Below are 13,193 nucleotides of genomic sequence, written 5' to 3' on the forward strand. Positions count from 1 at the left end.
CTGTTGATGCGTTGATTGCGTTGATTTCGTCGAAGCCGGCGCGCGGGCGAGAAACGTCCGCGACGCCGCGCCGCGTCAGTCGCTCGTGCCCGCGACGATCCCCATCACGGCCATGCGCACCGCGATGCCGAACGTCACCTGGTTCAGGATCACCGATTGCGGGCCGTCGGCCACTTGCGAGTCGATCTCGACGCCGCGGTTCATCGGCCCCGGGTGCATCACGATCGCATCGGACGCGGCGAGCGCGAGGCGCTCGGGCGTCAAGCCCCAGCTCTTGAAGTATTCCTGCGCGGACGGCAGGAGCGCGCCGCTCATCCGCTCGTTCTGCAGGCGCAGCATGATGATCACGTCGACGTCCTTCAGGCCTTCGTCGAGATTGTGGAACACGCGCACGCCCATCTGCTCGAGCCCGCCCGGCAGCAGCGTGCGCGGGCCGATCGCGCGCACTTCGGGCACGCCGAGCGTCGTCAGCGCGTGAATGTCCGAGCGCGCGACGCGCGAATGCAGGATGTCGCCGACGATCGCGACGCGCAGCTTCGTGAAGTCGCGCTTGTAGTGGCGGATCGTGTACATGTCGAGGAGGCCCTGCGTCGGGTGCGCATGACGGCCGTCGCCCGCGTTGATCACGTGCACGTGCGGCGCGCAGTGCTCGGCGATCAGGTACGGCGCGCCGCTCGACGCGTGGCGCACGACGAAGAGATCGGCGTGCATCGCCGACAGGTTGTTGATCGTGTCGAGCAGCGATTCGCCCTTGCTCGTCGACGACGCGTTGATGTTCAGGTTGATCACGTCGGCGGACAGGCGCTTGGCGGCGATCTCGAACGTCGTGCGCGTGCGCGTCGAATTCTCGAAGAACAGGTTGAACACCGATTTGCCGCGCAAGAGCGGCACCTTCTTCACTTCGCGGTCGGTCACGCTGACGAACTGCTCGGCGGTGTCGAGAATCTGGTTGAGGATCGCGCGCGGCAGCCCTTCGATCGTCAACAGATGCTTGAGCTCGCCGTTCTTCGTGAGCTGCGGGTTGCCCTTCAGGAAGCCGTAGCGAAAGCGCTCGGCGGGTGCGGCCGCAGCGGGATTGCCGGTGCGGCCGGAGGTGTCGGTCGTCATGATGTGCGTGATTCCAACGTGTTGCCAAACGGCGCCCGGATGCGCGACGCGCGCGGGCGGCCGGAATGCGTCGCGCGCGTCAGCCGCCGCGCGCCTCGGTGCGAAGCGTGAATCGGCCCGCGTCCGCGCGCTCGAGCACGAGCGTCGCGTCGGCGTCGACGGCGAGCGTGCCGCCGACGAAGCGCGCCGCGACCGGCAGCTCGCGCCCGCCGCGATCGGCGAGCACCGCGAGCTCGACGGCCGCGGGCCGCCCGTAGTCGTAAAGCTCGTTGAGCGCCGCGCGCACCGTGCGCCCGGTATAGAGCACGTCGTCGACGAGCACGATGCGCCGCCCCTCGACTTCGAACGGCAGCGACGTCGGGCTTGCCTGGCTGTGCAGCCCCTTCTTCGCGTAATCGTCGCGATGCAGCGCGACGTTGACGACGCCGAAGCCCGGCGCGCCGAGGTCGCGCGCAAGACGCTCGGCGAGCCACGCGCCGCCGCTGTGGATGCCGGCGAGCACGGGCCCGCCGGCTTCGGCGAACGCGGCGTCGCCATAGGCGCCGCGAATCTGGTCGAGCAGGACGCGATAGAGCGCCTCGGCGTCAATTGAACTCATGATGATCGGGCAATCCGTCGAGGTATTGTTGAAGAATGACGCGGGCGGCTTCGGCGTCGACGCGATCCGCGGCGTCGCCGCGCGCGCGCAGGCCGGCACGCGCTTCCACCGACGAATAGCGTTCGTCGACCCAGCTCACCGGCAGGTTGAAGCGGCCGTTCAACTGATTGCCGAAGCGCTTCGCCCGCTGCGTCATTTCGTGCGGCGCGCCGTCCGGATGCAGCGGCAGGCCGACGACGAGCGCGTCCGGCTTCCATTCGGCGATCAGCTCGCCGACCGCCTTGAAGCGGTGCTCGCGATTCAGATTGGGAACGATGACGAGCGCGCGGGCCGTGCGCGTCAGCAGATTGCCGATCGCCACGCCGATGCGTTTTTCGCCGTAATCGAACGCCAGGAGCATCGCGTCGCGCGAAAGCGCCGCGCTCATGCGTGCCCTGCCTCGCCGGAAAGCATCGACGAGCTCACGCCGAGCAGCCCGAGCGCCGCTTCGAAGCGCTCCTCGGCGGGCGTGTCGAACACGATCCGCGGATCGGCCGCGACTGTGAGCCAGCCGTTCTTCGAAATCTCTTCCTCGAGCTGGCCCGCGCCCCAGCCCGCATGGCCGAGCGTCAACAGGAAGCGCTTCGGGCCCGTGCCCGTCGCGACCGCCTCGAGCACGTCCTTCGACGTCGTCATCTCGAGCCCGCCTTCGACCGCCATCGACGAGTTGTACGAGCTGCCCTCGACCGGCTCGTGCAGCACGAAGCCGCGCTCGGTCTGCACCGGGCCGCCGAAGTACACGGGGATGTGCAGGAGCGGCTCGATCTCGAGCTTCAGGTCGATGCGATTGAACAGCGACTCGAGATCGATGTCGGTCGGACGATTGATGACGAGACCGAGCGCGCCGCGCTCACTGTGATCGCAAAGATAGACCACCGTTCCCGAAAACGTCGGATCCGCCATGTTCGGCATGGCGATCAGAAACTGGTTGGTGAGGTTGATGCGATCGGAACTCTTTGGCATGGTTTGAATTTTAGCAAAGACCTCGCGGCGCGACGGGCGCCGCATGTCGCGGCCTCGTACGCCGCGCGGGTCGACACGACATATCGCTCACTCTATCACGCGTTCGCGACCAATCGGCACGCGCGCCGCGCGCGATTGCGCCGCATCGGCCGAAAGCAAGAATCCGGCCGTGCGGCACGCCCCGCCGCGTGCCCCGTCATGCGCCGCGGGCCGCCCCCGACAACGCGCCCGCGAGCGCCGCGCACGCGTCGGACAGATCGGGCGGCGCCATCCCCGCCGCGATCCTGTGCAACGCGGCGCGCAATGCGTCGACCGCCTGCCGGCACGCGGCGGCGCATGCGTCGTCCGTCGCGCCGAGATGCGCGTGGCGGCGCCATGCGAGCCCGAGCGCGTCGGCCAGGAGCGCCGTATGCCCGAGGCCGAGCGCGCACGCGGCCGAGCCGACGCGATACGCGGCCTGCGCCGCCCGCAAGGCGGCGCCCGCGTCGGCCGCGCGCGGATCGAGCGCCAGCTCGGTCATCGACGCATCGGCCGTCTGCAGGAAATCGTCATACGCCTGAGCGTTGACCGTGACGACGCCGAGCTCGCGCGCCGCAGCGGCCCGCACCGCGTCCGCCTCGGCGCGCGCGGCGTCGGCCTCCCACAGGGCCTCGGACGCCTGCGTGCCCGCAACGTGCCACGCGACGGTCAGCCCGTAGTCGTGCAGCAGTTCGACGTCGGCGACGTCCTCGGCCGCCGCGCCGTACAGCGCGTAGTCGCGCCAGAAAAGCGCAAGCGCCTCGTCGACGAGCGCCGCGGGCGCGATCCGCAATCCGCGCGCCTGCTCGCCGAGCAACAGATTGCAGCGCGCGAGAAAACGCTTGAGCTCGACGCCGCCGCGCACGCGCAGCACCCGCATGCACGCGCCGGCGAGACGCCAAAAGTCATAGGGAAACGGGCCGGCGAGTTCGGCCGCGCAATCGGCGAGCCCGTCGAGCGCCTTGTCGGTCGCCGTCTCGGACGCGCGCAGCGCGCCGAGGAGCGCCTGCTCGTAGCGCGCGCGCAGATGCGCGAGCGCATGCGGCGACAGCGCGTACAGCGTCGCGGGCGGCACCGGCCGGCCGGCAAGCGCGAGCGCGCCGTGCGGCGTATCCATGCGCAAGTCGCTCGCGGCCTGCGCGCGCAGCGCGCGGTAATGCTCGAAGAGAAGCGGCGAGCAGGCGAGCTCGCGCAAATTGTGCCGCTCGAGCGCCGCGCGGAAATCCCGCAGCGCGGCCTCGAATGCGATCGGCTGCAGTTCGGTCGCGGCGATTGGCGCAGCATGGGCCAGCGCGGCGACAAAGCGTTGCGCGGCGAGCCACCCGGCCTCCTGCAGCGCCGCCGCAGCGGCGGCAAGCGGCCCGGCCGGATCGGCTCGCCGCTCGAACGCCTGTTGCGCGGCGCGCAGCGCCGCCTCGGCCGCGGGCACTGCGCCGCCTCGCGGATTGGGCAAGGCGTCGAAAACCGGAACCGTCGCGATTTCAGAGGTAATGGGCACGAGCGTCAGCACCAGAAACGAAGCCGCGCCGCAAGCGGCGCCTCAACCCGTCGATGCTGCCGCGCCGGCGCGGGCGGTTCGCTCGATGCCGAACCGCCGACGCGAGACGGTCAGATCTGAACCATCTCGAAATCTTCCTTGCGCGCGCCGCACTCGGGGCATGTCCAGTTGATGGGAACGTCTTCCCAGCGTGTGCCTGGGGCGATGCCCTCCTCCGGCAACCCAGCTTCTTCGTCGTAAATCCAGCCGCAGATCAGGCACATCCAGCTTTTATATTCCATCTTAAGCCGCGTAAAGGAAAGTCCGTTGATTTGAGAGCCATGATGGTACCGTGTCGGCGGCGGACTGCCTAGCAATCGACCTCTAGTCGCGTTTGCTCGCTGCAACGCGATAAAAAAACGCTTCGAGCGGACCGAATCCGCCGCATAATTGACTGCGCGGGCGCACTGGGCTGGTGCATCCCGTCAATCGGCTTCATCGTTTCCTCATTCCCCATTTTCATGTCCAGCAACACCCCTCCGATCGTCCTCACTTTCGGCCTGTCCGATCCGACGGGCGGCTCCGGCCTGCAGGCCGACCTGATGACTCTGGCGAGCATGGGCTGCCACGGCGTATCCGTGCTGACGGGCTACACGGTGCGCGACTCCGCCGCGTGCGACGAAGTCACCGGCCTCGACCCCGATACCGTTGCCGCTCAGGCGCGCATGCTGCTAGAAGACATGCCCGTCGCGGCGTTCAAGATCGGCGCGGCGACGCGGGCGGAAGTCGTGAGCGCGATCGCCGAGGTGGTCGCCGACTACGACGGCGTGCCGCTCGTCCTCGCACCAGACTTTACGCTCGACGACGAGCACGTGCTCGCCGCCGACGACCTGCGCGAATCGATCGCCGATCTGCTCGCGCCGCAGACGACGCTTCTCGTCGCCGACCATGCGACGCTCATCGCGCTCGCGCAGCCGGACGGCGACGCCGAGGCGCCGAACCTCGACGCCGCGCTTTCGCATCTGCTCGGCCAGGGCTGCGAGTACATTCTGGCGACCGAGACCGGCTCGCACCGGCTCGTCAATTCGCTGTACGGCGAGGAAGGCCAGATCCGGCAGGACTTGTGGGAACGCACGCCGCACCGGCTGATGGGCATCACCGACACGCTCGGCGCGGCGATCGCCGCGCTGCTCGCGAACGGCCAGGAGCCGCCGGAGGCGGTGCGCGAAGCGCAGGAGTATCTGTACCAGGCGGCGCGCGACGCGTTTCGCCCCGGGATGGGCGCTTACCTGCCGGATCGCTTCTTCTGGGCCCGCAGCAACGAAGACGAATCGCCCGCGCCGTCCGGGCTCGCCAAGCGGACGAACTGACGCCGCGGTGCGCCGGCCCGGGCACGGGCTCGGCCGTCGCCGGGACATGCGGCATTCGGCGTCTCGCCCCACGGCTAGCGCGCGCCGACTTCCGGTATCCGATTCCCGACGTCGGGCTATCGGCCCTGGGCCACGCGTCCCGCGCCGCCGGCATTCGATAACGCCGCCCCAAACGAAAACACCCGCATCGCTGCGGGTGTTTTCGTTTGGGAGAACGCGCGTCGCCGCGCGTCCTTCGATGCAATCGGCGTCAAGCCAATTACATGTCCATGCCCATGCCGCCCATGCCGCCCGGCATGCCGCCCGGCATCGGAGCGTCTTCCTTCGGCAGTTCGGCAACGGCCGCGTCCGTCGTCAGCAGCAGGCCCGCAACCGAAGCCGCGTTCTGCAGCGCGGTGCGCGTAACCTTCGTCGGATCGACGACGCCGGCTTCGACCAGGTCGCCATACTCGCCCGTCGCTGCGTTGTAGCCGTAGTTGCCCTGGCCTGCGGCAACCGCCGCCACCACGACGCTCGCTTCTTCGCCGCCGTTCGTGACGATCTGGCGCAGCGGCTCTTCCATTGCGCGCAGCACGATCTTGATGCCGGCGTTCTGGTCGGCGTTCACGCCGGTCAGGCTGGCGATCGCGGTGCGTGCGCGGATCAGCGCGACGCCGCCGCCCGGGACGATGCCTTCTTCAACGGCAGCGCGGGTAGCGTGCAGCGCGTCTTCGACGCGTGCCTTCTTTTCCTTCATTTCGACTTCGGTCGCAGCGCCCACCTTGATCACCGCCACGCCGCCGGCCAGCTTCGCCACGCGCTCTTGCAGCTTTTCACGGTCGTAGTCCGACGTCGCTTCTTCGATCTGCGTGCGGATTTGCTTCACGCGCGCTTCGATGTTCGTGGCTTCGCCAGCGCCATCGATGATCGTCGTGTTTTCCTTGCCCACTTCGATGCGCTTCGCCTGGCCCAGCTCCGCCAGCGTTGCCTTCTCGAGCGTGAGACCGGTTTCTTCCGCGATGACCTGGCCACCCGTCAGGATCGCGATGTCTTCCAGCATCGCCTTGCGACGGTCGCCGAAGCCCGGCGCCTTGACCGCAACGGTCTTCAGGATGCCGCGGATGTTGTTGACGACGAGCGTTGCGAGCGCTTCGCCTTCGACGTCTTCAGCGATGATCAGCAGCGGACGGCCAGCCTTCGCGACTTGCTCGAGCACCGGCAGCAGATCGCGGATGTTCGACACCTTCTTGTCGTGCAGCAGCACGAACGGGTTGTCGAGGACGGCGACTTGCTTGTCCGGGTTGTTGATGAAGTACGGCGACAGGTAGCCGCGGTCGAACTGCATGCCTTCGACGACGTCGAGTTCGTCGGCGAGCGACTTGCCGTCTTCGACGGTGATCACGCCTTCCTTGCCGACCTTGTCCATCGCTTCAGCGATGCGATCGCCGATCGACGAATCGCTGTTCGCCGAGATCGAGCCGACCTGCGCGATTTCCTTGTTCGTCGTGCACGGCTTGCTGATCTTCTTCAGCTCTTCGACGGCGGCCGCGACGGCCTTGTCGATGCCGCGCTTCAGGTCCATCGGGTTCATGCCCGATGCGACGTACTTCATGCCTTCGCGGACGATCGATTGCGCGAGGACGGTTGCCGTCGTCGTGCCGTCGCCTGCGTTGTCGCTGGTCTTGGAAGCGACTTCCTTGACCATTTGCGCGCCCATGTTCTGGAGCTTGTCCTTCAGCTCGATTTCCTTCGCGACCGACACACCGTCCTTCGTGACCGTCGGGCCGCCGAAGCTGCGCTCGAGCACCACGTTGCGGCCCTTCGGGCCCAGCGTGACCTTCACGGCGTTGGCGAGAATGTTCACGCCTTCGACCATCTTCGCGCGTGCGGAATCGCCGAATACGACGTCTTTAGCTGCCATCTTCTAACTCCTTGAAATCTCTGAGATTGTGATCCGTTGGTGAACGCTTACTGAGCGTTGACCACAGCCATGATGTCTTCTTCGCGCATCACGAGCAGTTCCTGGCCGTCGACCTTGACGGTTTGGCCAGCGTACTTGCCGAACAGAACACGATCGCCGACCTTCACGTCGAGTGCGATCGGAGCGCCCTTGTCATCGCGCTTGCCCGGGCCGATGGCCAGGACTTCGCCTTGATCCGGCTTCTCAGCGGCTGCGTCGGGAATGACGATACCCGAGGCGGTCTTGGTTTCCTGATCCAGGCGCTTGACGATCACGCGATCGTGCAACGGACGAAGGTTCATATTCACTCCTCTCTTGATTGAGACTGAAGAACGCTGAGGGAAACTACCGGTCGGCAAGCCGTCCGGCAGGATTTGTTAGCACTCTCGTGCAGCGAGTGCTAATTATATGGACGGGTTTTGACAAATTCAAGAAGTGCCGATGCGCACGATTCGGGAAAATTTCTGTAAGCGCGCAGACAAACTTGGCATTCGTATGCAGAAAAACCTAGCACATGGAAAGATGGCACGGCTCGAACTGCACTCGCCGAGCGGCCGACCGTAAACGCTGTAAGTGACCCAGTCAGCGAGGCGCTTGACCCAATCGGCGTATATACTCGTTCTTCCAGCCGTTACAAGCTCCCGACTGACGCGACCAAAGGACGCTGGATGGCCCGCGATGAGTCGGCAGCGCGGGCTATCGCGCCCCCATTGTTGCGAGGCACGTCCGCAATCAATCTGTCGGCGCTTCCGGCCACTCAACATCGAATGGGAAGCCAGGCTGATTCGGTATGTCGCGAAGCGCGCTCCGATATGCTGTCCACTTCTCGCGGGTGCCTGCCGGCACGTCGGGTGCTTGCGTCCAGTCAGACGCAGCCAACAACGAGTCACGGCGCGCACGTACCTTTTCCGCAACCAAGACTGGCCGCAATTCCTCTGCGCGTGAAAGCAGGCTGCCTATGTCAGGTTCATCGACATCGCACTTCCACTCGGCAATGAACGCGTTTCCCGATTGAAGCCCCGTGACCGGGTCAAGCGGATGTCCGACCCAATAGTCACGACCGTGGACGAGATCGGGCCACTTTTCCTCTATCGCCAAAATGAGCAACTCATGCTCGACCATACATGCTCCTTATTGGTTCCTCAGTCGAACACAGCGGATGTATAACGAGCCAACCGCGTCTCCGGATGGCCCCACCCAATCACCACATCGCACGCCTTTCATTATCCAACTGTCTGGAGCATCCACCTGATGTGGTCCATTACCGCCGTTACTCTTGATCGGCCCGAATTCCGCAAAATCGTACGGCTGACACGTTGCACCTGCATTCGCTTTGCCATTGTCCCGGTTGTACAAGTCGTTCAGCACATCGTTCGACCAGCCTCGGTTTGCGAACCACCAGTTTCCGTCCGGCGTCATGCGATGCGAGCCTCGCGAGAACATGTTGCCCCAATCATCCACGGCCCACGTTACTGCGCTGTAGGCGTTGTTGATGATTTCGAAACCGCCGTCATCGCGCGCTCGGAGGTACGTGCTAACGTCTTGGCCATCTCGCCAGTTTCTAAGCTGTAAGTCCGCCTGCCAGCCTTGTTTGCTGAGCGCTAAGCGGCCGCCAACGATTCCGCCGGACGTGTTCAGCTTCGAGTTTGGGTCGAAGTTACCAGTGTCCCAAGGAGTCGATCCTGCGAAACTCGGTCGAGTCGAAAGGTTCATGACGCCGTTTTCATTGATCACCGTGTACTTGTACGCGTTCGATGGACCAGTTCGGAAAACAACGTTTCTGACGGACGGGTCGTTGTAGATCATCGGCTTCGTGCCGTCGTTGTCCGTATGCCCCAGGCTCAACTGAACCTGTGGCACCGCCAACGTACCAGTCATTGCGCCTCCGCCCTTGGGAACGGCGTTGTTCAGCACCCACTGCTGCGTCGCATATGCAGCAAGTTGACTCGCGAACGCGACCACGCCGACGTCGGTTGTATCGACCGTCACACGCAGACCCGAACCATCCGTCGCCCAACCGATCCTCACCGTATTGGAACCTTGACCAGCACCAGTACCTTGTTGAACCGGCATGTAATCGAGCTTGGGCTGATAGTTCGCGCCCGCATCGACGACGATCTTCTGAATCGCTTTGAGGACTTGCCTGTTGTCGGCCGGATCGAGCTTGATGCCGACACTTTCCGGCACGGCGACAAGCTCATCCTGCACAGCTTGCATGAACTCTCGTGTGACAACCGATCCTTTGATGCCTTGCGAAGGATCGCCCGCATGCCAGTTGCCATCCGGCGTATTGATCTTTTGCATTCTCGTTCACCCAAAAATTTGATTCGTTATGCGAATAATATTGAAAATGATGATGGTCACAGGGGGCCGCCATTTCTGGCGGTGGACTGCGACCGGCTCCAAGGTTGACCATGGGTCATGGATGGGTCCGTAAACCCTCGCGCGGGCGCTATGGTCAACCTATCTCGCGCCTTTGCGGAACAACCGCACTGCTATGCTTCTCGCCGCTTACGGCAAATACTGCGTGACAACCACTTGTACGAGGTTGTAGTTCGGATTCGGCACGTTGTCGGCAAGACGATCCGCTTGCGCGACATTAAATGCAGCCTTGCGATTCGACATACCGCAAAGCAGGATGGTCGGCTTGATTCCGAGCGGACGTCCCTCATCGGATTGAAGGCTGGTCATTGCTGCATATGCCGCGTCGAAATTGTCAGAGTTCAATGCGAGATTGCTGCCGAACGCTTGTTGCCAGAACCCAAACCCCATGTTGACGCGCGCATCGACGCCATACAGAAATTCGTCTTTCAGGAACACGGAAGCATCATTCAAGTTCGTCAGCGCATTAAGCGCATACGGGCGACGCTCCTGAAAAATAAACGGCTTCAGGGACCGCGATGTATCCAACAGATACCACGGTGCCTTTTCCTCACCCTTCTTTGCAACCTGACAGTTCGAGGCTTTCGACTCGCTATCTTTACCGACCGGATGCTGGTCGCTGAAAAAGGGAAGTCCGTCGTAACAATTGGCAGTGAAGCCACTTGCGATCAATTCGAACAACAATTCGTCGGGATGGACCGCCGCCGCACCGCCCATGTCTTTGAAGAGCGGAGCGAACAGGCCATACGTATCGTCCTCGATGTTGTCTCGCTCGATGCTGATCGTGGACTCGAATTTCCGATTCTTGATCGTGTATTCGTACGCTTTCAGATTCTGGATGACACGATCACCGATCCATTCGCGCAGGCGTGGAAACTGCCCCAGCCACGTATAGTGCTCTTCGCGAGTATTGGACGGCACTTTCGTAGCCAAGTCTTTATACGGACGACGCACCGTCGAATCCGTTTTGATAGGCCGTCTTGACGCCGGTATAAATGGCGTTGAGGTTTGTTCCGTTGATAATCATGGTCGCGCTTATTCCCCACTTCCTTCGTTGATGATCTGGCGAATGCGGCGCTCCGTCAGTTGAAAACGCTGCGCCAAGGCGGCGATCGTCGCCCCGTCGTTTCGGCGCGAACAGATGTCGGCATTGCGTTCGCTATGCCCACTGCCAACTTGCTGCGGTACGTAGACGACGATACCGCCGAACTGCGCCCGCACCTCTCGCGCAAGCTTCTTGCCAAACAGTCGATCAAACGGCGTATATTTGTCGCTCAAGCGCGGAATAATCATGTCCTGTCCGCCGACCTCATCGCACAGGTTGTTGGCGTTGTATTCGCCGATGAATCGGCTAAGGCGCTCGAAACGCGTCACCTCGGGACGCACCCGCTCCTTGGGGAAAAGTACCTCTTCAACAGTTTTCACTTGGGCTCCTGAACCGGAAACATTTCCGTTGCCAAGATTTGACCGCGAATCACCAAGCAAAAACAGGCTGGCCTATGTCACTGGGAAAATTGCTACATCGGTCACATGCGGCCCCAAAAAAATGGCGACGCTTGAGCGTCGCCACCGTGATGCGTACCACCTTGCGGCCGATATGGCTAGGACCGTTTTTAACGGGGGTTTAACGCCCCTCGCGGAGAAATCTGATACCAAGGGTGCCAGCCGAACAGCAGGCCGCTTATAGCGGCTATCGCGCAGAACGTTCGAGCCGATCCGTAATCAGATCCAGCAGGGCGACAAGCTGATCCCCCTTGACATGGTCAAGGTGATAGCTCCCCGGCCTGTCACCGGATACACACAACCCGCTTACGGCCTTGAGCGCCCGCGTCGCGATATTCACATCATCCTCGAAATCGAAATCGTGCTGACGCTGGCCCCGTGACCTGTCATGTGCTTCGCCCATAATCACCCCAATTGCGTTGACCAAGTTCTCGCGCGGCGCGGCGACATTGACATGCGCCACCTTCAGATTGATTTGCTGACCGTTATTCATACACGCCCCGTTAGATTCGTCCTTTCAACACTTCGATGACCCTGTCTGCACGCGCAACCGACAGTTGCTCAAGCGTGTCAACCTTCGCGATGCGCTTGAGTATCTTCAGAAACTCCGGATCGTCCATCCCGTTAAATCCAGCAGCCCCGACCAAAAATCGAATGGTGAGAAGCTGGCTAGGCTTCGCGAAGTACAGACGAGTTCCTTTCACCGCAATGCCCGCCATTACTGAATCCCCCATGCGCCGACGCTGACAGCCGCCGCTTTAAACGTGCGCTCGTCAATATCACGACCACTGGCCTTCGCGTAGACACGCGCCGCCTGCACCGTTGCCCCGAGGAACCGCAAGCCACCGTCCTGCGTGCCGATCATGACTGCCAGCTCGCGCAACTTTCGCCCTCTCAGATTCCAAGCCTCCAACAGGGCGTCAACATCGCCTTCGCTCGGTTTATCTGCGACAACTCGCGCACCACCAACACGCGACGTGATCTGCGCGATCTTCGCCGACTCCAACGCCTTGTAACCAGCCGTGTTTCCCATGAACGCAACGGCGATCCCGCACTCATCCGGAAAGATGCGAAGTTCATCAAGGCGTCGCGTCGGCAGAAGCTGGGCCTCATCAAAGATCAGCATCCCGCCTTCCGGCACATGCTGAGTAATCCATTGCCGCAGATTCCGCTCTTTATACGCGTCAAGGCCATATGCTCCCCGCGCGCTGCCGACAACGGCGTTGAGCGCGGCCGTCCATGTGGTGTTTTCGCCATCGAGCTGCACGTACACCACGTTCGTTGAACCGACATGCCCCATGGCGTTCTCACGCTTCGCGTAATACCGCGCAGTCTTGGACTTCCCAATGCCGGACGCACCATAGATCAACGCAATTCCGCGCTGGCCGCGATCGTCCTTGGCTTGCCGCGCTTGATCGAACGCTCGCATGATCCGACGAGCGGTTGGCGTCTCCGTGAAGTCATCGGCGTGCGCCCGCATTTCGTCGTCAATATCCGATAGCCAAACAGCGACCGCATCGTTCACCGCATCAGCCTTCGCGCCGTCCACCCACCGTTTCAGATCGGCGCTCGACACACCGGCCTCGACCGCGATCCGGCCCATCCCAATACCGCCGTCGATCAATTCCGACACGCGGCCACGGGCCGAGCTTTCCGAAATGCTCTGCCGGATTGGTCGAACGTTCTCCGCAGTGGTCCCCGTGGGCGTACTGCTGTTAGTCTGCGTTAAAGTCATTTACACTTACCTCTCTCGCTTGGGGTTTAACTACCTCGATTCATGCAAGGGCGCGCTAACGC

The 13,193-nt window shown here is 63.0% G+C and carries 16 protein-coding genes; 1 reads left to right on the top strand and 15 read right to left on the bottom strand.

Features of this window, described 5'->3' with window-relative positions:
• Positions 1–75 precede the first annotated feature (75 nt).
• The 6 genes from WT16_RS13085 to WT16_RS13110 all read right to left on the bottom strand — a co-directional run bounded on the left by WT16_RS13085 (position 76) and on the right by WT16_RS13110 (position 4,504).
• Positions 76–1,107: an aspartate carbamoyltransferase catalytic subunit gene (locus tag WT16_RS13085; protein WP_006025498.1), complete on the bottom strand. Its 1,032-nt coding sequence runs from the start codon at positions 1,105–1,107 to the stop codon at positions 76–78.
• A gap of 79 nt (positions 1,108–1,186) precedes the next feature.
• Positions 1,187–1,705, bottom strand: a complete 519-nt coding sequence (gene pyrR / locus WT16_RS13090; protein ID WP_006025497.1) for a bifunctional pyr operon transcriptional regulator/uracil phosphoribosyltransferase PyrR — start codon at positions 1,703–1,705, stop codon at positions 1,187–1,189.
• Positions 1,692–2,132 carry a Holliday junction resolvase RuvX gene (gene ruvX, locus WT16_RS13095; RefSeq protein ID WP_063533481.1) on the bottom strand — a complete coding sequence of 147 codons (441 nt, stop codon included), beginning with the start codon at positions 2,130–2,132 and terminating at the stop codon, positions 1,692–1,694. The genes pyrR and ruvX overlap by 14 nt, the downstream gene beginning before the upstream one ends.
• Complete coding sequence (locus tag WT16_RS13100; RefSeq protein WP_006025495.1) at positions 2,129–2,707, bottom strand: YqgE/AlgH family protein; 579 nt, start codon at positions 2,705–2,707, stop codon at positions 2,129–2,131. The genes ruvX and WT16_RS13100 overlap by 4 nt, the downstream gene beginning before the upstream one ends.
• Positions 2,708–2,903: 196 nt before the next feature.
• Entirely contained in the window at positions 2,904–4,154 is a 1,251-nt protein-coding gene (locus WT16_RS13105) for a hypothetical protein (protein WP_197486486.1), read from the bottom strand.
• A 179-nt stretch (positions 4,155–4,333) separates the two neighbouring features.
• Complete coding sequence (locus tag WT16_RS13110) at positions 4,334–4,504, bottom strand: rubredoxin (protein WP_004186709.1); 171 nt, start codon at positions 4,502–4,504, stop codon at positions 4,334–4,336.
• A 219-nt stretch (positions 4,505–4,723) separates the two neighbouring features.
• Between WT16_RS13110 and WT16_RS13115 the strand changes: the two genes are divergently transcribed.
• Positions 4,724–5,572, top strand: coding sequence for a bifunctional hydroxymethylpyrimidine kinase/phosphomethylpyrimidine kinase (locus tag WT16_RS13115; RefSeq protein WP_006025493.1), 849 nt, complete (start codon positions 4,724–4,726; stop codon positions 5,570–5,572).
• 259 nt (positions 5,573–5,831) lie between these two features.
• Here the strand turns inward: WT16_RS13115 and groL are convergent, their stop codons facing one another.
• From groL to WT16_RS13155, 9 genes are all read right to left on the bottom strand, one after another.
• Entirely contained in the window at positions 5,832–7,472 is a 1,641-nt protein-coding gene (gene groL, locus WT16_RS13120; protein WP_006025492.1) for a chaperonin GroEL, read from the bottom strand.
• Positions 7,473–7,519: 47 nt separating this feature from the next.
• Positions 7,520–7,813, bottom strand: coding sequence for a co-chaperone GroES (gene groES, locus WT16_RS13125; RefSeq protein WP_009889537.1), 294 nt, complete (start codon positions 7,811–7,813; stop codon positions 7,520–7,522).
• Positions 7,814–8,243: 430 nt separating this feature from the next.
• On the bottom strand, positions 8,244–8,633 hold the full coding sequence (locus tag WT16_RS31135; protein WP_082743658.1) for a tail fiber assembly protein: 390 nt from the start codon (positions 8,631–8,633) through the stop codon (positions 8,244–8,246).
• Positions 8,634–8,642: 9 nt separating this feature from the next.
• On the bottom strand, positions 8,643–9,815 hold the full coding sequence (locus WT16_RS13130; protein WP_082874796.1) for a hypothetical protein: 1,173 nt from the start codon (positions 9,813–9,815) through the stop codon (positions 8,643–8,645).
• Between the two features lie 207 nt (positions 9,816–10,022).
• Positions 10,023–10,847: a Mu-like prophage major head subunit gpT family protein gene (locus tag WT16_RS13135; protein ID WP_231892057.1), complete on the bottom strand. Its 825-nt coding sequence runs from the start codon at positions 10,845–10,847 to the stop codon at positions 10,023–10,025.
• Positions 10,848–10,928: 81 nt separating this feature from the next.
• On the bottom strand, positions 10,929–11,318 hold the full coding sequence (locus WT16_RS13140; protein ID WP_059931305.1) for a Mor transcription activator family protein: 390 nt from the start codon (positions 11,316–11,318) through the stop codon (positions 10,929–10,931).
• Between the two features lie 265 nt (positions 11,319–11,583).
• Positions 11,584–11,889, bottom strand: coding sequence for a hypothetical protein (locus WT16_RS13145; RefSeq protein WP_059931303.1), 306 nt, complete (start codon positions 11,887–11,889; stop codon positions 11,584–11,586).
• Positions 11,890–11,899: 10 nt separating this feature from the next.
• The gene (locus WT16_RS13150) at positions 11,900–12,115 is read right to left on the bottom strand and encodes a hypothetical protein (RefSeq protein WP_059931301.1); all 216 of its coding nucleotides are present in this window, start codon (positions 12,113–12,115) and stop codon (positions 11,900–11,902) included.
• Complete coding sequence (locus WT16_RS13155; RefSeq protein WP_059931299.1) at positions 12,115–13,029, bottom strand: AAA family ATPase; 915 nt, start codon at positions 13,027–13,029, stop codon at positions 12,115–12,117. Before WT16_RS13155 ends, WT16_RS13150 begins: the two co-directional genes overlap by 1 nt.
• Between the last annotated feature and the right edge of the window lie 164 nt (positions 13,030–13,193).

This window comes from Burkholderia sp. MSMB1589WGS (genome assembly GCF_001636105.1).
Classification (GTDB): domain Bacteria; phylum Pseudomonadota; class Gammaproteobacteria; order Burkholderiales; family Burkholderiaceae; genus Burkholderia; species Burkholderia humptydooensis.